Origin of the sequence: Novipirellula rosea, assembly GCF_039541335.1 — a bacterium.
Lineage (GTDB): Bacteria > Planctomycetota > Planctomycetia > Pirellulales > Pirellulaceae > Novipirellula > Novipirellula rosea.
On sequence record NZ_BAABGA010000006.1, the window covers coordinates 271,560 to 294,792 of the forward strand.

The 23,233-nt window shown below is 53.4% G+C and carries 12 protein-coding genes and 1 pseudogene; all 13 read left to right on the forward strand.

Features of this window, described 5'->3' with window-relative positions:
* Positions 1-9 precede the first annotated feature (9 nt).
* The 13 genes and pseudogenes from ABD971_RS01680 to ABD971_RS01740 all read left to right on the forward strand — a co-directional run bounded on the left by ABD971_RS01680 (position 10) and on the right by ABD971_RS01740 (position 23,173).
* Entirely contained in the window at positions 10-177 is a 168-nt protein-coding gene (locus ABD971_RS01680) for a hypothetical protein (protein WP_345318797.1), read from the forward strand.
* A gap of 22 nt (positions 178-199) precedes the next feature.
* A complete protein-coding gene (locus ABD971_RS01685) occupies positions 200-1,330 on the forward strand; it encodes an alginate lyase family protein (RefSeq protein ID WP_339942271.1) in 1,131 nt (376 codons plus the stop codon).
* A gap of 222 nt (positions 1,331-1,552) precedes the next feature.
* A complete protein-coding gene (locus tag ABD971_RS01690) occupies positions 1,553-2,743 on the forward strand; it encodes a putative glycoside hydrolase (protein WP_345318800.1) in 1,191 nt (396 codons plus the stop codon).
* A 208-nt stretch (positions 2,744-2,951) separates the two neighbouring features.
* On the forward strand, positions 2,952-4,454 hold the full coding sequence (locus ABD971_RS01695) for a sulfatase family protein (RefSeq protein WP_345318802.1): 1,503 nt from the start codon (positions 2,952-2,954) through the stop codon (positions 4,452-4,454).
* A 6-nt stretch (positions 4,455-4,460) separates the two neighbouring features.
* Positions 4,461-6,278, forward strand: a complete 1,818-nt coding sequence (locus ABD971_RS01700) for an arylsulfatase (protein WP_345318804.1) — start codon at positions 4,461-4,463, stop codon at positions 6,276-6,278.
* A gap of 74 nt (positions 6,279-6,352) precedes the next feature.
* Positions 6,353-7,762, forward strand: coding sequence for a sulfatase family protein (locus ABD971_RS01705; protein ID WP_345318806.1), 1,410 nt, complete (start codon positions 6,353-6,355; stop codon positions 7,760-7,762).
* Between the two features lie 27 nt (positions 7,763-7,789).
* Positions 7,790-7,924 (forward strand): hypothetical protein, encoded by a 135-nt coding sequence (locus ABD971_RS01710; protein WP_339942276.1) that lies wholly within the window; start codon positions 7,790-7,792, stop codon positions 7,922-7,924.
* A gap of 266 nt (positions 7,925-8,190) precedes the next feature.
* The gene (locus tag ABD971_RS01715; protein ID WP_345318808.1) at positions 8,191-10,044 is read left to right on the forward strand and encodes an alpha-L-fucosidase; all 1,854 of its coding nucleotides are present in this window, start codon (positions 8,191-8,193) and stop codon (positions 10,042-10,044) included.
* Between the two features lie 112 nt (positions 10,045-10,156).
* Positions 10,157-11,626: a sulfatase family protein gene (locus ABD971_RS01720; protein ID WP_345318810.1), complete on the forward strand. Its 1,470-nt coding sequence runs from the start codon at positions 10,157-10,159 to the stop codon at positions 11,624-11,626.
* A 36-nt stretch (positions 11,627-11,662) separates the two neighbouring features.
* The gene (locus tag ABD971_RS01725; RefSeq protein WP_345318812.1) at positions 11,663-15,394 is read left to right on the forward strand and encodes an alpha-L-fucosidase; all 3,732 of its coding nucleotides are present in this window, start codon (positions 11,663-11,665) and stop codon (positions 15,392-15,394) included.
* Positions 15,395-15,776: 382 nt separating this feature from the next.
* Positions 15,777-20,726 carry a DUF1583 domain-containing protein gene (locus ABD971_RS01730; RefSeq protein WP_345318814.1) on the forward strand — a complete coding sequence of 1,650 codons (4,950 nt, stop codon included), beginning with the start codon at positions 15,777-15,779 and terminating at the stop codon, positions 20,724-20,726.
* 336 nt (positions 20,727-21,062) lie between these two features.
* Positions 21,063-21,252, forward strand: a pseudogene (locus tag ABD971_RS01735) (type II secretion system protein); the annotation flags it as partial.
* 34 nt (positions 21,253-21,286) lie between these two features.
* Positions 21,287-23,173, forward strand: a complete 1,887-nt coding sequence (locus tag ABD971_RS01740) for a sulfatase (RefSeq protein WP_345318815.1) — start codon at positions 21,287-21,289, stop codon at positions 23,171-23,173.
* The last annotated feature ends 60 nt before the right edge of the window (positions 23,174-23,233 follow it).

The window sequence follows — 23,233 nt, forward strand, 5'->3', positions numbered from 1 at the left end:
TTAACACAGGTGAAAGTGTTGGTATTTTCGATTAAGATCGAAACCGAAGTCATTTTCGAAACACCTAATTTCCACACCTTTGAAAATCAAGATGCCAAACTTGCGAACAAGAAAACCTCGTATCGGCGGCGCCGCGATTCTGTTGGTTTGCGTCTGGGGCGCGTGCTGCTGCGCTGACAATCCCCAGCGGAAAGCAACATTGCAAACTGACGCAAATCGCTCGGATGGCAAGGATTTCGTGCATCCTGGCATCGCACACACTGCCGCAAGTATCGAGTTTGTCAAAGCCAAGATCGCGGCCGGCGAACAGCCTTGGTCTGGTGAGTGGCAGAAGTTGCAGCAATCCCACATCGGTAGCCTGGATTACCAGCCGAGTCCAAGGGCCCATGTCGAGCGAGGTCCAAGCAACAACCCAAATATTGGTTCGTCGGAATTTTCAAATGATGCCGCGGCAGCCTATACACAGTCGCTGCGTTGGGTGTTGTCCGGCGACCCGCGGCATGCCCGCAAAGCAGCCGAAATCATTGATGCTTGGGCAGCAACACTCAAGACGATCACGAATCACGACGCCAGGTTGCTCGTCGGCATGGAAGGGCATTTGTTCTGTAACGCCGCCGAGTTGTTGCGACACACTTGGGATGGATGGCCCGAAGCGAAACAAGAACAATTTCGCAAGATGGCTCGCAATGTATGGTACCCGATCATCAAAGACTTCTATCCGACCGCCAACGGCAATTGGGATGCGTCGATGTTACAAACGATGATTGCAATGGGCGTTTTTCTAGACGACCGCGAGATGTTTGATCGGGCAGTGAACTATTTTCTTGACGGCGAAGGCAACGGTGCCATTGGAAATTATTTCAACGACTTTGGTGAGTGCCAGGAATCGGGACGCGACCAAGCCCACACGCAAATGGGGCTAGAGTTTTTGGCTAACACCTGCGAGACGGCTTGGAATCAGGGCGTCGACTTGTACGCCGCAAAGGACAATCGCTTGTTACTCGGGTTCGAGTACACCGCCAAGTACAATCTAGGTTTCGACGTTCGCTATGAACCGTTTCGCAGTGTTGAGGGACGCTATCACTACAAACAAATCTCGGAAGATCGAGGACGACTGCGTCCGATGTATGAACGAGTCTACAACCACTACTATCACCGCAAGGGTTTGCCAGCCGAATTCACAAAGCAAGCTATGCTAAAGATCCGCGAAGGCGAACATGGTCGTGATGGCTCTCGTTCACGCGGTCGCCGCAACCGCAATCGTCGCAACAATCGCGAAGGGGGCTCCAGCTCGCTGCGATGGGATACCTTGATGTTCGCACATGAATGAGCCCACGACGTCTTTCTGCAAACGGCGTCTAAACAGGGGACGCCCGTCGAATCGAAAGGCATCAACGGCAATATCCACAACCATATGATTACTCCCCTCGCTGTATTTCAATGGGAATATGTCAGTGTTGACACAAGGAGTGCGTGCGTCGCATGAAAGTAAACACTGGAGAAGAATAGCATGAAGATTCAAGTAACATCCCCTGCGTTCCCAATATTCGTCTTGCTGTTGATTGCATCCGCATCGCTTGTCACGGCAGAGGATTCTCAAAATTCGCCAGACAAGACTGAGTTACTGAACAGTGATGGAAGTCGTTTTGTGCCCAAGGACTACTATCCCAAGTTCAGCTGGGACGTGACGCCGCAGTATTTTATGTTTGGGGATATGGAGCGAGTATTACTGCCGGAAGAGGTACGCTGGATCGCCGCGCGAACGGATTTTCTCTGTATAGAAAAATCTCACGGGCTGAAGATGCTCGGGGCCGCGGAGTTGGGAGCTAAGCACGAGGCTGCAGAATTTAGGAAGATCAAACCTGGTATTAAGGTGCTCTTCTATTTTAATTCGGCGTATGCTTGGCCATTTACTTCTTACAACGAAGCGTTTACGCGGGACAAAATCGATCAACATCCTGAACTGAAGAAGTTTTTGTTGATCGATTCTGAAACGGGCAAGCTGGCTCATCGCCGCAACGTTTTCTTTTTTGACGTGCTCAATCCTCAGCTGCGTGAATGGTGGGTTGATACTGTTGCCAAGGGAGTGGCCGACTCTGGATGTGACGGCGCCTTTATCGATCAAATGCATGGATTTTTCTGGCTGCGAGAAGACAAGAGTCAAGAAGTGCAAAGGGCAATGGGAGAGATGATGGCCTCGTTGAAAAGGAAGATGGGGCCAGACAAGATCCTGCTTGGAAACAATGCCCATCAAGCAATTGCCAAGCACGTTTTCCCGGTGATTGATGCCAGCATGTTCGAGCATTACAACGAAGAACTCCTGAGCAAGGAGAGTTTGCTGCAAGACTGGGATGATATGCTGCGTCTTGCCAAGGCCGGGAAAATGTCGGTCTTCCGGATCGGTGTCGAATCCGATCCAAAAGAGAAGCAGCAGCAAGACAACGCGAGGGCAAGACGCGGGCGAGCCGATCGGATGGCGGAACTGGCCAATGAGCGTTTGGAATTCTACCTCGCCTGCTACCTAATCGGCGCCCAGCCCTATTCTTATTTCCAGTACGGATGGGGCTGGACGCTGTCGTCGGGCTCCTTGCAGGATTACCCCGAGTTGCATAAGCCGCTCGGTGCGCCGACGGGGGCTTACCAGCGAATCTCGCCAGAAAGCTGGGAATTCACCCGTGAATTTGAACATGCCAGCGTTTGGGTGAACACCGAAAGTCGACAGGCCAAGATCACTTGGCGATGACGATCAAAATGACGCAAATCATTAATTGCACGTCGTAGTTAAGCCTCGAATTAAGCGATCCGCTGAGTGATAATGCATCACACACAATGACCTCGATTTTATTCGGACGTTTGTCGCGTTGTATAAAAGGTTACCAATCCACGTGCGGTATGCAAAAACGCGGCCAATCGATTCCGGCAACGACGAAGCCTCGACGAAAGAAGCAAAAATGAAACTCCTGAACCTGATTTTCGCTATTGGTTTTGGGGGCCTTCAACTGCTTGCGACCAATACTGGGACCGGCGCTGATGCCGCTGCGACGCCCAACATCATCTTGATTCTGACCGACGATCAGGGGTACCAAGACTTGGGTTGCTTCGGTTCGCCGAATATCAAGACGCCGCATTTGGATCAGATGGCAGCCGAGGGCATCAAGCTGACTAGCTTCTATGCTCAGCCCGTTTGCGGTGTTTCGCGAGCGGCATTGATGACCGGATCGTATCCGATTCGAATTGCTGAACCCGGAAATATCAAACGACTGCATACGGTTCTACATCCAGACGAAGTCACAATGGCTGAAGTACTGAAGCAGGCCGGCTACGCGACTGGCATGATCGGCAAATGGCATCTGGGACTCGGTCGTGAAAACACGACGATGCCGAATGCCCAAGGCTTCGATTACTTTTACGGCACACCTCAGTTCAACGGTTACACGGTGAACGTCGACGACGCAAAGATGCGCAGCTCGATCATGCGTAATCAGCAAGTTGTGGTGAAGTCTGTTGAGAGCTGGGACAACATCACCGCCGACTATACGGGCGAAGCGATCCGTTGGATCACCTCGAACCACCAGAAACCGTTCTTCCTGTATCTGGCACACAACATGCCACACATTCCGCTGGGGGCATCGGAGAATTTTAAAGGCAAGTCCGATGGCGGTTTCTACGGCGACACCATCGAAGAAATCGATTGGTCCTGTGGCGAAATCTTCAAGACACTAAAAGAGTTAAATATCGACGACAATACCTTGGTCGTGTTTACATCCGATAACGGCCCATGGGTCGAAACCACACGCGGAATGAAACCAAATGCGGCGAAGTTGATCCCTAGGGACCATTCCGGCAATGCCGATCCTCTTCGCGGCTGGAAGATGAGTGCTTGGGATGGCGGATCGCAAGTTCCCTTTATTGCCCGCTGGCCAGGGCGAATTCCTGCAGGTTCTTCGTCCGACGAGATCCTCAGCACGATGGATCTGCTGCCCACGTTTGCTTCGATCGCCAAGGGCAAGCTGCCCGACGTCGAACTCGACGGCAAAGACGCGACTGAGTTTTTGACCGGGAAGTCCGAAACCAGTCCACGCGACGAATACTTTTACTACTCGGGGTGCCTGCTGACTGGCGTGCGGTCGGGCTCATGGAAACTCGTTCTGCCGCGAGTCAATGCACCGCAAGGTCTCGGTTGGTGGGCCCGCATGATCGAAGCGGTCGATGAAATTCACCTATTCGACCTCGAGGCGGATCCCGGTGAAACCACAAACGTGGCTGCGGAACATCCTGAAGTGGTCGCTGTGCTGATGAAACGAATCACTCGGGCAAGGACGGAACTAGGCGACATCGATCAAACCGGCACCAAGGCCAGATTCTTTGACAAGGGACCTCGAAAACTTCAAAGTCCGATCAAAAAAACACGTCAGAAGAAGCCCGCGTCCAAAGTGCGCTCCGAAAAAGAATAGATACTTATGATTCAAATCACGCGTTTGGTTACCGCATCACTGCTTTTGGTTGGCTCCGTTGTTTCGTTACAGGCCGCCGAGCAAACCAAGCCCAATGTCATCCTCGTCATGACCGACGATCAGGGCTACGGTGACCTCGGTTGCCACGGCAATCCAATCTTGAAGACGCCGAATATCGATCGTCTCTATTCTGAATCAATTCGTTTCACCGACTTCCACGTTAGCCCGTTCTGCACACCGACGCGTGCTGCGTTGATGACGGGAAACCATCCTGGTTACTCGGGAGCGTACCGCACTAGCTCGGGACGCACGATGCTGCATCGTGACGAAAAAACGCTGGCGAATCTCTTTGCCGAAAATGGTTACGCTACCGGCATGGTTGGGAAGTGGCATCTCGGTGACAACGCTCCGCACCGTCCACAGGATCGCGGGTTTCAGGACGTCGTCTGGCATCGTTGTGGCGGTGTGGGTCAGGCGTCGGATCACTGGGGTAACGACTACTTCGACGACACCTACGAACGCAGCGGAAAGTTCGAATCATTCGAAGGCTATTGCACCGACGTTTGGTTCCGAGAAGGCATTCGCTTTGTGAACGAGAACAGTGACAAACCGTTCTTCCTGTATCTCGCCCCCAACGCGCCGCACGGACCCTATCGCGTTCCGCCCGAGTGGGCCAAGCCCTATTTGGGCAACAAGGCGGTGGCCAACCCGAACTTCTACGGAATGATCGCCAATATCGATCACAACATGGGGATCTTACGCCAGCGGCTCAGTGAGCTGGGGCTAAGCGAGAACACAATCCTGATTTTCATGACGGACAATGGGACTGCTGCCGGCGCGAAGTTCAAAGGTTTGGACTCGGAGGCAATTGAAGGTTACAACGCGGGGATGCGAGGCAAGAAGTCATCGGTTTACGACGGCGGTCATCGTGTGCCGTTCTTTATTTACTGGCCAGCCGGCGGGCTGAGCGGTGGCAAGAATATCGAGACACTCGCGGCCCATATTGATGTGTTGCCGACGCTAGCAGACCTTTGCGGTATTCCCGTGTCCGACGAATACCGGCCCGACGGAGTCTCGCTGAAACCGCTGCTCAGTGTCTCTGACCCAGGCAGTGTCTCCGGTCCAGACAGCACTTCGAAGCCAGGCAACTCTTCGAAGCCAGACGGACCGGATCATGCGTGGCCGCGAGATCATCATGTCGTGCAATTCCACGGCGGGGCTGGAGCCACCACGCTGCCTTCCAAACCGTTTGAATATTCTGTGGTGATGACCGAGCGATGGCGATTGGTCAATTCCGACGGGCAAGCCTTGTACGACATCGAGGCCGATCCCACGCAAAGAAGCAACGTCGCTGCGGATCATCCCGAAGTGGTGTCGAAATTGCGTGAACTGTACCAACCGTTTTGGGACAAGGTTTCACCAAGGCTGACGCCGGTTCGAATCGATGTCGGCAATCCAGCTGAGAACCCGACCGTACTTTGCTCGCAGGATTGGTACATGCCCACCGGAAACCCACCGTGGAACTTCACTTCTATCCGAAAACTCCCCAAAGTCACCGGACCCTGGATGATCGAGGTCAAGCAGGCTGGCCGTTACCGAATCACGCTTAGACAGTATCCCAAAGAAGCCAACAAAGTCGTGGTTGCTGAGCGAGCGAAGATCGAGATCGCTGGCAAAACCGATGAACAGCCAGTCGCCCCGCAGAGCAAGGGAGTGGTGTTTGAGCTGGAACTGCCAGCGGGCCCCACCGAGTTGGTGACCTATCTGTATGACACGAAGGGACGGGCGGGCGGAGCTTACTTTACCGAAGTGGAAGCGATTTGAATGGACTCAAGACGCAAGACGAACCCATCCACGTTCTGGCCAGCGTAACGAGCAAGCAGATATCGATGAAATCAATGAAACGCTTCTTAACGGTGATTGCCTGTCTGCTGTTCTCTGGTGCTAGTACAGTGTTTGCCTCGGAAAGCAAACCCAACTTTGTGGTCATCTTTACCGACGACCAGGGCTACAGCGATCTCCGCTGTTTTGGCGGGAACCATGTCGACACGCCGAGGATCGACCAGATGGCGGCCGAGGGCGCACGGCTGACCAACTTCTATGTGGCTGCACCTGTCTGTACACCCTCGCGTGCTGCTTTGATGACGGGTTGCTATCCCAAACGAATCGATATGGCCACCGGTTCTAACTTTGGAGTGTTGCTTGCAGCGGACCGCAAGGGACTGAATCCTGAAGAGATAACGATTGCCGAAGTGCTCAAGACGGCGGGATACAAAACGGGGATGTTCGGCAAGTGGCACCTTGGCGACCAGCCCGCCTTCCTCCCGACCCGGCAGGGCTTTGACGAGTTCTTCGGTCTTCCCTACAGCCATGACATCCACCCGTTCCATACCAATCAGAAGAAGTACAATTTCCCGCCACTGCCGTTACTCGATGGCGAGACGGTGATTGAGACCGACCCTGACGCCGACTACCTGACGCGGCGAATCACGCAGCGGGCGGTGAGCTTCATTGAAACCAACAAAGGCGGCCCGTTCTTTCTTTACATCCCACACCCCATCCCGCATCGGCCGATTCACGTTTCGCCTCCCTTTATGAAATCGGTTCCTGAGCCGCTGAAAGCGAAACTCGCTCGGGAAGAACAGAACAAGACGATTGACTATAAAACGCGGGATCAGATTTATCCGTCCGCGATCAGCGAAATCGATTGGTCGGTCGGACAGATTCTTGACGCCCTCGAACAGAACGGCGTCGACGACAACACGCTAGTGATCTTTACCTCCGACAATGGCCCGTCAATCGGCAAGGCGACCCCACTGAGAGGCAAAAAAGGGTCGACGTTCGAGGGCGGTATGCGTGAGCCAACCGTGATTCGATGGCCAGGAAAAATACCGGCGGGTGTTGATAATCATGAACTCATCACCACCATGGATCTACTGCCGACCTTCGCCAAATTGGCCGGTGCTGAAGTTCCAAGTGATCGAGTGATCGATGGCAAGGATATCTGGCCGGTACTGGCTGGCAGCGGATCATCTCCTCACGAGGCCTTCTTTTATCACCAGGGCGACACCCTTGTTGCGGTGCGGTCCGGCCAATGGAAATTGCAATTAGGCAAGGGAAAGCGTGCCGCGTCGCCGCTGCTTTTCAATTTACAGCAGGACATCGGGGAAACCACGGATGTATCAAAGGCAAATCCAACAGTCGTCGCGCGGCTGCGTGCGCAGATGGTCGCTTTTGAAAAAGAACTTTCTCAAAACAGCCGGCCGGCGGCTTTTGTCGAGAATCCAAAAGCCTTGTCGGCTCGTTAAATCATCGAACAAGAAAAGACACTTAGTTTGACGATCTCGAAATCAACATTGGTCGGCAAAGTCGAACTCGCCAATGACAAAAGTCGTTTTTCGCAACACATTCGCGTGGCAGCCGCTGGCAGTGTGCAGTTGTCCGATGCAAAGTCTGTCAACGGACCATAAAAACTGCCGCCTTCCGCGTTCATGCCCTTCCGCGTTTATGCCCCGTGCGAGCCGAGTCAAGTGCTTTCGTTCAACGAAGGTCAACGCAACGGATCTACTTGGTAAGTGACGCAGATCACTATCATCATGTCGCAGATCCTTCTTGAACGGACAGCAAATGGGGCCATGATGCCTAGTCGCTCTCCCACCCGTCGGAACCATTCCGATGCAATACTGCAGTGGTTCGATCGATTCATCTTTGTCCAGCACTGATTACAGTAGAACACATGCAAAACTTGTTAATTGCCCTTCTATTTGCAGCCATCGGGGTTCCCTCCATCGCCTGGGCACAACTTGATCCCCTGGAAGCCTCGGCACGGGCCAAGGCTGATTGCCCCTGGTTCGCCCAATTCATGGCTGGCGAACCGGTCGTAGCGGGCTTCCCCGGAGAATCCGAAGCGGATCGCATTAAGCGAGTGAAACCTTGGGCGGATGCAAAGTTCGGGCTCTTCCTGCACTGGGGCCCTCAGCGGGCAGGTGGTGAATACGTCATCAGCCAGTCTGTTTTGAACGAGTTCAATCCGGTCGAGTTCGACGCCGAACAGTGGGTACTGACCGCTAAAGACCTCGGTTTCAAGTACATGGTGATCACGACGAAGCATCATGCGGGGTTCTGCATGTTTGATTCTGATTACACCGAGCATGACATCATCGACGCGACTCCGTTTGGTCGGGACCCGATCAAGGAATTGGCGGATGCGTGTGCGAAACACGACATGTTGCTGGGGTTTTACTATTCGGTTTGGGATATCAAACATCCCGGCTACAGCAAAGACATCGGCAGCCCCGATTACGCAACGTATCAGCAATATATGATCGACCAGACCACCGAGCTGCTCACAAAGTATGGTCCGATCGCGACCTTGTGGATGGACGGCGAGTGGGTGAATACCTGGACGTTCGAGCGTGCCTCGCAGTACCGCGATGTGGTTCGCAAGCTGCAGCCTAATATTTTGTTGGTTGATCGAATCGGCCAGCGTCGGCTGGGTGATGGTGACTATGGCTCTTCAGAGAATTTCACACCTTACATCGGAGACAATCTCAACGGTCGGCTGTGGGAAAGCTGTCAGCGGTTCGACGGTCGCTGGTTCTTCACAGGCAAGGATGATTCCCAGTCGGTGCAGTGGGCTCTGCACAATTTGGTCGATACGGCCGCGCGAGGTGGGAACCTGCTCTTAAACATGGGACCAACCCCTGAAGGTTTATTACCGCCCAAAAGTGTTGCAAAACTAAAACCACTCGGTGCATGGCTGCGCAAGTATGGCGAAGCCATTTATGGAACCCAGCGAGGACCGCATTATCTTCTGGACTGGGGCAACTGCACCCGCCGTGACAATACGCTGTATTACTTTATCGCTGATTGGCCACAGGACGGCATGTTGGTCATCCGGGGATTGAACGAAGGCAAGCCGAACGCGGGGATTAAGAAGATGGAGTTGATGGGCGAGTCGTCGACAACATCGGTTTCTTTCGAACAGTCAGGCAGTGATGTCTTGGTGAGAGTACCGAACGCTCCGGTGGATCCATTGATGAGTGTGCTGAAGGTCCAGCTCGATGGTTTGCCGGTCGTTGATAACTCGCTCCGCCCGCTCGCCGTTCCTCTCCGTCCACAACAAGGAAATGCGAAGGTCAATGTGGGTGACTACTTCCTCTCGGCTGCCTTTGCCAAGATTCACGGTGATGATCTGCATTTTTCGCTTGGCGCTGGAGCTGGCGGTCAGCGCGAGAATCTGAAAGGGTGGACGAATCCAGCGGATTGGGCCGAATGGGAGATTGTCGTTGATCAACCGGGCACATATGAGCTGCGAGTGAACTACACCAGTTGGATGGATAGCGGGAAATTTGTAGTAGAAGTTGCAGGCAAATCGTTCGAGCAGGTGGTGACACCCACCGGTAAGCTGAGAGGGCGACAATCTCCATTTGCCGCCGCGTTTAACACCGTCACCCTGGGGCAAGTGCATTTCGATCAACCCGGTCGCTACCAGGTAACTGTGAAGGCGTTGGAAATCGATCCCAAGGCGATCCAGTATGACCAAGGGTTGATGTTGTTACGCGAAATCATTCTAGCGAAATCAAAGTGAACACGAAGATTTCCACACGAACAACGCCGGATGACCGCAGCCTCGGTGCGCTATTTTTAGAAGCCGCGTTGCCTCTGATTCATCCGCTTAGGAACATCCAGACGAAACAACCATGAATTATCGAGTCAACCAAAACTGGATTCTGTTTCTCACATTAATTGCCCTTGTTTGCCCATCGGCATGTGCGGGCGCCGAGGATCAGCCGCCGAACTTCGTGATCATTTTCGCCGATGACTTGGGCTATGGAGACCTCGGCTGTTTCGGATCGACGACGATCAAGACGCCCAACCTCGACCGAATGGCGGCCGAAGGGATGCGGATGACCCAATTTTACGCTCAAACCGTTTGTGGGCCTTCGCGAGCGGCGCTGATGACGGGTTGTTATCCGCTACGAGTCGCAATCAATCAAAACAAAGTCGAGGTTCACCCGGAACTGCACAGCGATGAAATCACGATCGCGGAAGTGCTAAAGCCGGTCGGCTACACCTCTGCCGCTTATGGTAAATGGGATTTGGCGGGGCACAACGGCGAGAAGTACGTTCGCTCGCTGCTGCCACTGCATCAAGGTTTTGATGAATTCTTTGGGACGTCGACCAGCAACGATTCCAAGGTAGACCTATTTCGCGGCGACGAGGTGATCGAAAAGCGTACCGACATGCGGCTGTTAACCCAGCGTTACACCGACGAAGCAATCGACTTTATCCGGCGTAGTAAGGATCAACCGTTCTTTGTCTATCTGGCGCACACGATGCCACACGTGAAGCTGGCGGTTTCGGACGCCTTCAAAGGAAAGTCCGATGGCGGTTTGTATGGCGACGTCGTCCAGGAGATTGACGCCAACGTCGGACGTCTGTTGGCAACACTCAAAACCGAAGGACTCGACAAAAACACCTACGTCGTTTTCACCAGCGACAACGGGCCTTGGTATCTTGGTCGTAGCAAAGGGCATTTGAATAGGATTGGCAAAGATGCGGCGTCGCACGGTGGATCCGCCGCACCGCTCCGCGGCGCGAAAACCTCCACCTGGGAAGGCGGACTGCGTGTCCCCTGTATCCTTCGTGCACCCGGTAAGATCCCGGCAGGTACGACGTGTGATGAAATTGCATCGACGATGGACCTGTTACCGACCTTCGCCCGGCTGGCCGGAACCACGGCTCCGACCGATCGGGTGATCGACGGGCATGACATCCGCGATCTGATTCATGGAGTTTCCGGCGCAAAAAGTCCCACCGACGCGTTTTTCTATTACCGCCGTACGCGATTGGAGGCGGTTCGATCGGGGAAATGGAAACTACATCGTCCACTGCCTGCCGATCGGCAGTGGTCTCATTACAGCAAGGCGGAAGACGTGATTGACATCACTCGCCCGATGTTGTTTGACCTCGACGCGGACATTGCCGAGACCAAGGATGTCGCTGATCAGCACCCCGAAGTCGTCGCTGAGCTGATGAAGTTGATCGAGCAAGCACGCACGGACATCGGCGACCATGATCGGATTGGCGAGAACGCTCGATTTTTTGATCCGCAACCTCGCCGGCCGGATATCAACAAATCCGCCGCTCGTAAACGCAATAAGCAATAAACACCGAGACACCCATCTTTAAAGGACAGCAAAATAATGACATCCGCCCGTGGAACGATTCTGTACACAATGAAGACAACTCAATGGCTAAAGGGGCTGATGGCCATTCTGTTTGTTCTTGTTTCCGGAGGCATCGCATCGTGCCAGGAAACTCAGTCGACGCAGTACGACGGCAGTTGGGAATCGCTACAAAAGATGCCGGTGCCTAGCTGGTTTGACGATGGCAAGATTGGGATCTTCATTCACTGGGGGCCTTACAGTGCAATCGGTTACAAGAAGGGCGGTCGCGGCTATGCCGAACATGTGCCGAAGCTGCTCTACGAGGAATCGCAGCACTACTATCCGTACATGGACAAACGATGGGGAGCGCATCCGCCCGAGTTCGGTTACAAGGACATCATCCCCGAATTCAAAGCCGAGAACTGGGATCCTGAGACGTGGGCGAAATTGTTTGCCGACGTCGGCGCGAAGTACGTTGTGCTGACGGCCGAGCATCATGATGGCTGGGCCAACTGGGATTCCGATCTGACGCCTTGGAACGCGGTCGACATGGGGCCAAAACGAGACTTAGTCGGCGACCTTGGCAAGGCCGTGCGGAAGCAAGGACTCAAGTACGCGCCGTCGTATCACCGTGAACGCCACACAGGGTTCTTTGCGAAAGAGAAATACGTGGTTCACAGTGAGCCGCGACCGGATATTGCTGAAGAGATCCGGCGTGTTCCTGAGGCGGCCTCGCTGTACGGACCGTTCAGTTACGACAAAGCGTTTGTCGATGACTACGTCGCCCGTTGGAAAGAGATTCAAACGAAGTACCAACCCGACTTTCTGTGGATGGACGACTTTCCGATCTACACCCGCGACGGCAATCAAGTGCGCGCCGGACAGATGCAGCCAGAGATCCAGTATCTGGACGATTCACTTCGCGGCATGATCACCGACTTCATGAACGATGGTGCTGCGCGCGGGCAAGATGTCTACGTCAACAACAAAGGTGCGAACCGCAATTGGCCTGATGGCGTCGGCTGTTTGGAAAAGGACAATCTGAAACTGAAGGTCATCGGACCGAAGTGGCAGAGCTGCACGACCTTTGGAACGTCATTCGGCTATCTCGAAGGCGACAAGTACAAGACCATCGAAGGCGTGATCCACGAGATGGTGGAAGTCATCAGCCGCAACGGGAACTTCTTGATCAACATTGGCCCCAGGGCAGACGGCACGATTGTTCCCGAGCAGTTGGAACGATTACATGCGATGGGCGATTGGCTGCGAATCAACGGCGATGCGATTTATGGATCTCGTTATTGGAAACAGAGCGACCAGACGGATGAACATCTTGCCTTTACGACCAAGGGCAAGAATCTGTATGCGATCAAGATGACCGAGCCATTAAAGCCTTTTACGATCACCGGCACGAAGGGGTGGAACGCGAATCAGGTCACGTCGGTTCGGCTGCTCGGTTCCGACTCGAAGACAACTTGGGAAATGACTCCGCAAGGCTTGCAAATCACACCACCGAAACAGTTCGGCCAGAGCAAGTATGCATGGGCTTTTGAAATCGTTACAGATCGCGAGCAGCACGTCCCCAATGTGATTCAGCATGATGCCTCCGAGGCCTTGAAAGGCACGCAAAAGGTCGACCTGGATGGACATGATACTTCGCAGCGTGCGGTTCCAGTGGGACCTGCTCATCCCGCGATGAAACCTTTCGTACTGCCGGGATCAACCGTGGTGATTGAAACCGCATCGAGTGCCGATGGTTTTAAAAAGCTGTCGCCGGCAGCGGCATCCGGCAGGCAGGTTACTGCAAATCCGGCAACCCGTAACGATCCGCTGAAGTCACTGACGGACGGAAAACTGGCCGCGGCAATCGGGCCGGTGTTCGGAAATGGTATTCGTGGTGGAGCGTACAAAATGGATTTGGGTTCGGCACAATCCGTTTCGGCGATCACCAGTTGGTCTCACAACTGGAAAGGGATCCGCGGTGCTCAAAAGATGGTCCTTTACGGCAGCGACGCGGCGACCGATCCGGGTTGGGATCTGACCCGTTTTACCCCACTTGGCATGATTGATACGACCGGCGATGCGAAGGCGAAGTTCACAGCGGCATCGTTGCGGGCATCGGCCGGACAGTCGCTCGGTCAATTCCGCTGGATTGTCTGGGCCGTGTCCCCGGTGACTGATACCGATGGCGGCGAGAACACCGCTTTCCAAGAGCTTGCGGTCGACGTTCTCGAATCAGCGGATTCTGCTGCCTCCGAAAAACCCAATATCTTGTTCATCGTTGCCGATGACCAAGCGCCCTTTGATCTTAAAATCTACGATCCGGATTCGGCGCTACAGACGCCGGTGATTGACCGTCTGGCCGCCGAGGGTTTGGTGATCGATGGAGCCCATCAAATGGGAGCCTGGTGTGGCGGCGTGTGCACTCCGTCACGTCATATGACCATGTCCGGCCGCACACTTTGGCATGTTCCGGATAAACCAGGACAAGGTCGGAATCCGCTGGAATCGGATCCAAGTCATGTGCCACTGGATCTTGCGGACCATACCATGGCGGCGGTTTTTAACGCGGCAGGGTACGATACGATGCGAACCTGCAAGAAGGGGAATAGTTACGCAGCCGCGAATGCGAAATTTACGGTGGTTCATGATGCTGTCAAGCGAGGCGGTACGGATGAGTCCGGCAGCGCGTGGCACGCGAAGCAAGTGCTCAACTATCTTGACGGGCGCGAGGCCTCAAACGACCAAGACCCGTTTTTGATCTATTTCGGTTTCTCGCATCCTCACGATACGCGGGACGGAAAGCCTGAGTTGTTAGCCAAATATGGCGCGGTGAATCATCGGGACAAAAACAGCCTTCCGCCAGCCAACCCGAAGCAGCCGAAGCTTCCCATCAACTATCTCCCGAAACACCCGTTCAACAATTCAGATATGAAGGTACGCGACGAGGTGAACGTCAGCGGGGTCTGGACCAACCGTGATGAACGCACTATTCGCAACGAGTTGGGCCGCGAGTTTGCTTGTAGCGAAAATATCGACATCCAGATCGGTGCCGTTTTAGAAAAGCTCAAGCAGATGGGCGAACTGGAAAACACCTATATCATCTACACGTCCGACCATGGAATGGCGATCGGCCGTCACGGACTGCAGGGCAAACAGAACCTCTACGAACACACCTTCCGTGTCCCCTACATCGTCAAAGGTCCCGGCATCAAACCAGGATCTCGCGCTGTGGGTAATATCTACCATCTCGACGCGCTAGCAACCCTGTGCGACCTCGCGGGGATTGAAACGCCAAAAACCAGCAAAGGCATTAGCTTTAAACCGGTTCTCGAAGGGAAGCAGGATACGGTTCGCGATGTACTCTACGGCGCGTATTGCGGTGGTGCAAAACCCGGAATGCGTTGTGTCAAGAAAGGCGATTGGAAACTGATCCGCTATGAGTCGGTCGAAGACGGCGTGAGCGAAACCCAGCTTTTCAACTTGGCCGAGAACCCCGATGAACTGTTGCCCCAGCACCACGATCCCAAGCTGATTGCGTTAACCGGGTACACGCCGAATCCGCAGCAAACCAATCTCGCCAGCGATCCGGCCTATGCCGAGAAACTCAAGGAAATGAAGCAGATTCTGCTGGACCAGATGCGGAATCACTCAGATCCGTATCGCTTCTCCGATCAGCCGGATGATGGGTTGAATACAACAGACGTTTCCGATTCGCCAGCAAGCAAGAATACCCCAGCGAAGAAACGTAAACAGCCTGCCAAGTAGGTGTTTGCACGACGCGAGTTTCTGGCAATGCCATTTGCATTGAACTTTTAGGGTACTGGACGAGGCAACGAGTCGTTGAAGTGCGGTTAATCGCTGGGACTCGTTACCTCGTCCACTACGGCCAACCCTAAGTTTTACGTTTGACAAACCACGAGGCAAACGACGTAGTGTGCCGATATCAGGCATAGGAAGCCAAAATCACGTCGTTTCAAAAACAAAGTGTGTTTGTCCCCAATTTCCACGCGTGATTGAACCATCAGCAGCGACTATAAAAGTGTAGGTTTGCGCGCCGGGCGCGCATCGCCGGGCTATTTGCGCACGTGATTGATAAGAGTGAATCATGCTGAATTTTCGATGTCTCGTTCTTATTCTTGCTTCCGGCTTGGGATCTACACTCCTACAGTGCTCGGCACTTGAACCGATTGCTGTTGGAAACCTTGAAGCAGAGCTGGAACAATTGAGCCAAGTTCCTGAGGGAGATCGTGCCTCCGAAGCGTTTTGCAATCGCGCCGCTGCGATCAACCGACGGCTGTTTCAGCTCTCCGCCGATGAACGGTACCGAATCTTGAAGGAATTTACTTTCTCGGGTGGGTCGGAAGATATTCAAGCTGTTTCGGCAATATGTGATGTCGTCGCACCGCCGACAGAATTCGCGAGGCTGATCGGCGCGCGACCGACGGAAAACACTTTTGCAATCCCGTCTGTCGCAAACGTGGACGGCTTGTTTAGCACAGCATGGCTGTTAGTAGAGACTGCAGATGACTTGGGTCTCTTGCGAGTGCTCACGAACGAAGTGGAATCACTGCCTGGATCTCGTGCCATTGTGTTGCGAGCGATTCTGCTTGCTTCTCAGTCGGGCAACGAAGAGAAAGTGCGTTCGATCATTGAACAACTCGCCAACGAGAAAACATTCTCCAGCGAATGGGTGCGCGATGCGGCGGTGCTGTCCTGCGTTTGTCGTGAGCTGGACAACTGCAGCGATGTCCTGGGAAAAATCAGGAGTTCCGTCTTAGATCGTCAATCCGTTTCCCCCACTGCGAAAGCGTTTTTGGCACGAACGCAGTTCTCAGCACGCGAACAAGAGCTGCTAGGTCCGTTTCGCATGAACAAAGACTGGATCGCGGTTGGAAAGCGAGCCAGCCTCTACTCGCATGACAATCACATCACTCACTTGGCGGGCAGTGATGCCTACTACGTCTACCGATACCCACTTGCAGGCGACTTTCGTTTTCAAGTTCAACAGGTTGATCCGAAAAATGAAGACGCCTGCCTAATTCAATATGCAAATCGCTCCTTTGGGCTGAATCCGTTTTTTAGACCAGGGGCGAATCTGCGTGAGATTGAGAAATCGGGGGACCGTTTTCGGGCTTGTTTGAATGGCTATCCGTTGGGGGATTTTCCAATGGATTCAACCAGCCCTTGGATCGTTCTTGATCCAAATGGAAACGTGACAGAGCGATTTCGTTTCATGAAGTTGACTGGTTCTCCGACCATACCACGCGAAGTCAAGTTGATCGGTAATGAATCTTCCTCTGGCTGGACGTCAAGTGACAACTCGGACGATCTGTCGACTTCAAATGGCGTTCTCGAATCAGCCAAATCACAATCATTACACCAGCGAATTGTCCGCTATTATCGTCCGCTTCAATCTGGTGAAACGTTTGAGTATGAATATTTTGCGTCGGAGCAACACGTAGCCCATCCCGCAATCGGGCCGTTGGCGTTTCTGCTTGACCCCGATGGTGTGAAGCTGCACTGGGTAACAAAGCTAGACGATGACTGGTCTGGACTAAGCGTTGACAATGAACTGGTCGAGCCGCTTAATCGACGCGGCCCAAGAAAATTGCCCATTCGCTCGAGTGAATGGAACCACGTTTCCTTGTCGCTCAACGACAACCAGCTGACGATCCGGTTGAACGATACGTTGGTCTATTCACGTAGTTTGCAACCCGACGATGACACTCGGTTTGGTTGGTATCACAACCCAAGTGAAAAATCGATCCGAGTCCGCAACGCAGCGCTGCGTGGAGAGTGGCCCAAGAGTTTGGACATCGATACGATCGCCGAATCTCGCGGTACAGGGGCACCGTCTGCATTGGCAAGCGTCCTTTTTCGAGAACACGATATCGGCGCTGGCGTTTTGCAGGTCAGCGAAGAAGCATCGAGACTGAAGGTTGAAGATCGGTATGACTATTTGTCAAAGTGGGTCTTGCCGAGTGAGTGGCATCGGACGCTTCGTCTGAACAGCGATTTCACGTCCATGCACTCACTACAGCCGACCACCAAGGATGTGAACGATCCCGGAGGAAATCTGATTTCCCCTGCGTTGGAATTGATCGACGTTGCCGAGCAACTCGGGCGGCTGAATGAAATTGCAGAAAGAGCTAGGTTGTACGCGCCTGAGGATATTCATCAACAGCGAAACCGCAGTGCATTTCTCGCGTTGATCCATCATCGGCTTGGAAGCCATGACGAAACAATGAAGCATGCCGAAACTCTTTTTCGTTTGACTGAGCAGGCCGACGACGAGATCGCACCACGTCATCTCTGGTCCGGTTATTTGGTTTCTCGAATGTTAAATAACGAACCAGATTTCCACGGCATCGTTCGTGATTTACTCGCACTGCATCAACTGCCTCGGTTGGATCCGGAATTTCCGATTGAATTCGAGCTGAATCGCATGTGGAACTCCTATCGCCACAACGACCTAGAGGAGTTCACTGAACGAAACGGTATGCAACTGAAGCAATGGCAACCGACGGCGCGGTACGAAACAAAATGGAGAAGTCTTGGGCATGCCCAAGGTGAATGGCTGTCAATTCCCGGCGGTGTTCGTCACATTCCTTCGCATTCGCACGATCTACTTTTCTTTGAAAGCCCGCTATTGGGAAACTACGAGTTTCAATTCGAGCAGCAAAATGCAGAGTTTGGCGACATTCAGGTTGTAGCCGGCGGGGCCCGCACGAAGGTAGAAGACGGGAAAACGGTCATTACTGGGGGCGATGAGATTGCCAAAGTCGAAACGCTCATTGCACCGCCACTAGGAATCGAACGCCCATGGATTCACCAACGATATGTTGTTCGCGACGGCGTTTTGTCGGTCCACGTAAACGGCCGAAAGGTTCATCAGCGAGATGTTTTCGAAGGCTACCCTTGGCTCGCACTCTGCGCGGACGACGAAAGTACAGCAGTAGTGAGAAATATAGAAATCATGGGAGCCCCGGCTATTCCAAGCTCTTTGGAATTGGTGCATCCTCGCCTACCTGGCTGGCGCTCGTACTACAGCCCCGGAATCAAGAATGCAAACGGAGCTTGGACCCATCAAGATGGGAGCATCGTGGGTCTTAAAGAGGACTTCCCCAAAGGATCCGGGCGCGAGCGGATGCTCTATTATCAGCGACCGCTCAAGGGGAGTGATGCGGTGGAGTACGAGTTCTTCTACAAACCAGGATCAACGATCGTGCATCCCGCGCTTGATCGAATGGCGTTTGTGGTCACGCCAGAAGGTATTCAGTTGCACTACGTAACGGATGGTCAAGATGACAAAACGTTCCATGACAAAACCAACATGCGATTTGAGCCGACCGAACAGCGTGAGCGTCCAAGTGCTTTGCTAATCGAGAACCAGTGGAACAAGGCACGAATCTCTCTCCACGACAATTCGATGCAGATGCAGTTGAATGGGACGGTCGTCTATCAACACGAGTTGAGCCCTGTCAACCAACGACTGTTTGGACTCTTCTACTTTTCGGATCAGACGTCAGCCAACGTTCGCAACGTCGTGCTTCACGGATCTTGGCCGACGAAATTAGCTACTGCCAGCGAACAACAACTCGCTGACCCTCAGCTCGTTCAACTAAATGCATCACTCGACATGTTGGCTGGCCGTATGATTCGAGACTTTGCAGAGGAGAGCATTCCAGACAAGTTATTCAACATTCAAGGTCGAGCATTAGGGACCTATACCAAGAGGCCTGAGGGACTCGAGTTGACCGTCCCAGGTGCCGCGGGCCAGCGACAGTCTGGAATACTGGGCCGATTTAGATTGTCGGGTGACTTTGACATTAGCGCGGAGTTCGATAGCTTCCGCTCCGATTTGGGCAATAACGCAAACAGCCTATGCTCCGTGCGACTGGACGTTGTACTGGACGGCGAAGACATTCCCCTTGGCACGATTCAGCGATACGGAATCCCTGGACGCCAAAAGGCAAGCGGAAGTTTTGTGACTCGGCGCGAAGATGGAGTGAATGTGCGAACCATTGAAACGATTGATTGGGAGTCCAGTTCCAGTACGTTCCGAATCGCACGTCGCGGCGACAAGATGTTTCTGCTGATCAAGGATGGCGATGCACTTGGCTTTCGGCTTTTTCGCACATTTCAGATCCCCACGACTCCCTGCAACCAAATTCGTTTGATGACTGTCGCGGCGAATGCGGCTGCGACGGGCGTCGTCTGGAAACGGCTCGATGTACGGGCAGACGACATCTCAACAGGTGACAAACCAATCCAGAAGGTTCTTTTTGTTGCCAACGCTGATGGATCGGGCCTGCGGCAAATCGAAATAGGTTCCAAAGCGCAGGGCATCAACGGTTCACCCCACTTCTCGCCTGATGGAAAGCAAATCGTGTTCCACGCCGGGACGGGGCGACCTTCGTTGTCGAGAGTGTTCGTGGTCAATTCCGACGGAACCGGCCTCAAGGATCTGGGGCCTGGCGGCCTGCCAATTTGGATGCCAGATGGCAAGCAAATTGCATTTTGCTCACCTTCATGGGATTTGGCATTGATGAAACCAGATGGCAGCGAGCGGCAAGTCATCTATCAGAACGGCTGGGCGATACAGGTTTCTCCAGACGGCAGGGAAGCCTTATTCAAGGACTTTGGAGCGGCGGGTAGTCAGAACCTCACCGTCATGGATCTGAAAACTCAACAGAAGCGACAACTGCTCAATGGTGAAGCCAGAAGATACGGCAACCTGTATTGGAATTTCGCTTGGTCACCCGACGGCAAATGGATTTCATTTTACGGGACCAGTCGAATGACCGGGAAGCATGAGTTCGCAGTGGTCAGCACAAAGGGATCGGATCATGGGTTTCGCGTTTTAGTGAAAGACGCAGACGACTTCTTTCCCCGAACATCGTGGCATCCCGATGGGGACAGAATCCTAATTGGTCGGCGTCCCAAGAATCAGCAAAGCGGCGCCTACCTATTGAAATTGAGTGACCAAGACTATTGCGAACCACTGTTCGAAGCCACTGGCGTAGCCAGGGCGGAACCGCCAGCTTGGTCATCTGACGGATCACAGATTGTGTTTATGGGGGTGGCAGCGGAGTAAGAAAGGCTGCATATGGCTAAGGCGTGACGAAGCGCAACCCTGATGTTGGCTGCGTAACGGTTGGCCCAGCACCACGATCCGAAGCAGATTGCGTTAACCCAGTACACGCCAAATCCGCAGCAAACCAATCAGTGAACTATGGAACGAATCGCAACTAACGTCGCTTCTTTCTTGCTATCGCATCGTCGGCACTTGCGGAGAATGTGAAGCAGAATGTCATCGTGATTTTGACTGACGATCAAGGCTACGGCGATCTCAGTTGTCATGGCAACCCGATTTTGAGCGTCGCAATTTAGCAATGTGATGTCGCATTTCATTCTTTACCGCCGAAACCAAATGCCCCAGATTAGACACACAGTCACTCAATCAACCACCTATGAGGTCGCGTTAGTCGAGCTGTTCGTCGTTGATCGCAATCATAGGCGTGCATATTGCACTGTTGTTGCCCGCCGTCCAAGCCGCCCGTAAAGCTGCACGACGAATGCAGTGTACGGACAACATGAAACAGCTCGGTCAGGCAGTGCACGCCTGTACGAACAGGTCAATTTTGGAACGATAGAATGAATATAAAAAAGCACTTCAGCCTGCTGATTGTCGCAGCCCTATTTGTGGGTGTTGCCTTCGCTGACGAGGGCCGTCCTGAAAAGCCGAATGTTTTGCTTGTGCTGGCTGATGATCTTGGCTGGCAAGACGTCAAGTGTTACGACATCGACGAGCCTTCCCCGTACGAGACACCCAATATCGATGGCCTAGCGAAGGAAGGTGTGATGTTCTGGCAGGGGTATTCCCCGGCTCCGGTTTGCGCCCCAGCACGCTGCGCCATTTTGAGTGGGATTCATCCAGCACGCGCTCAGAAAACCAATGTTCGTGGTGGCACGCCTCCTGCGCCTCGTCACCTGTTGGCCTCGCGTGTCATGGACCCCTGGCAGACGGCTCGTCTGTCGATGGACGAGCCAACCATTGCTCAGGTGCTGCAGGAAAATGGATATGCGACCGGGCATAGCGGCAAGTGGCATATGAACATGACGCCCAAGTCCGAACCTTTGCCCAAGGATGTGGGGTTCGATTGGTCGCGTGAAAGTATGGGCGTGGCAAGAGACATGATTCCCAATCGTGTGAAAGGATTTTCGTCCGACGCAGCCGATGATCCCTGGCAACTCGATGCAAAAGGGTATCCCAAAAACGAAATCTTTGAGGATGCGGTGGACTTCATGGAAGAACATCGAGACCAGCCCTTCTTTCTTTTTTGTGCGGCGCGTTTGGTGCATGCCCCGATCCAAACCCGCAGCAAGGCCTTGTTGGAAAAATACTGCAAGAAACTTGGGGTGCCTTTCCCAAAAGGGCCGGGACCGATCGCCCTGCCTGGACAACAGAACCCCTATTACTGTGCCATGGTTGAGGAGTTTGACAAATACGTCGGTGACTTGTTGAGCTACCTCGATACGACAGAGGACCCGCGTTGGCCCGGTCACAAGCTTCGCGAGAACACGTACATCATTTTCACCTCAGACAATGGTGGCATGGAGCAGTTGAGAGGGGATGTGATTACGGATAATTATCCGCTCGATGGAGGTAAGATCCGGTTGGAAGAAGGTGGAACTCGGGTGCCGCTGATCATTGTCGGGCCGAACATTCCTGCCCACACGCAAACCGATGTAATGGCCAACGGCCTGGATTTCTTTCCGACGATTTTAACAATGACCGGAACGGTCGCTCCGGAAAATCAACACTTCGACGGCTGCGATTTGTTTCCGTTACTCACCCAGTCTCCTCAAGATCCTGCGCTCGTCAAGCAGCAGGATGGTCGCGTCCGCGATTCGATGATGTGGCATTTCCCGCATGGCGTCGCGATGTATAGCACACTCCGGGTCGGCGATTTCAAGTTGGTGCGAAATTATGACACCGTCAACAATCCGCAGATCGATAGTGAGTTGGAGCTGTACCAGCTTTACGAAACTCGTGACGGAGCGTCACGCCGCGTGGATATTGAAGAATCCAAAAACCTCGCGTCGTCCATGCCGGAAAAAGCTCAGCAGCTCAACGCTCAACTGACCGAATTGCTGACCGAAATGAACGCCAGCTACGCCTATTTCAACCCGGCCTATAACGGTGACTTACCGCACAAGCAAAACGTTCCCACGGTGACTTCCGAGAAACGAGTCGGAAACGTGGCACGGGCAAAGTTCAAGGAGAACGGAGCCCGAGTCGTTCGTGCCCAATTGATGTATACGACGTTGGGTGGTGATCCGAATGAAGAATGGTTTTCCGCTCCGGCTGTGGTTGAAGACGGAACGGTTGTTGCGTCACTTCCTGCGGGAACCACGCATTACATTTTCAACATCATCGACGAAAACAATTACTTGGTGAGCTACCCGCCCGTGAAGAGCCAACTGCACTACATAAAGAAGAACCAGTACTCAGCAGATGCGCTGAGTGCTTTGCGTTAAGCACCTAAACGTAGCCTAGGCTTCCAGCCTGGGCACCACAGCAAACCCAGGCTGGAAGCC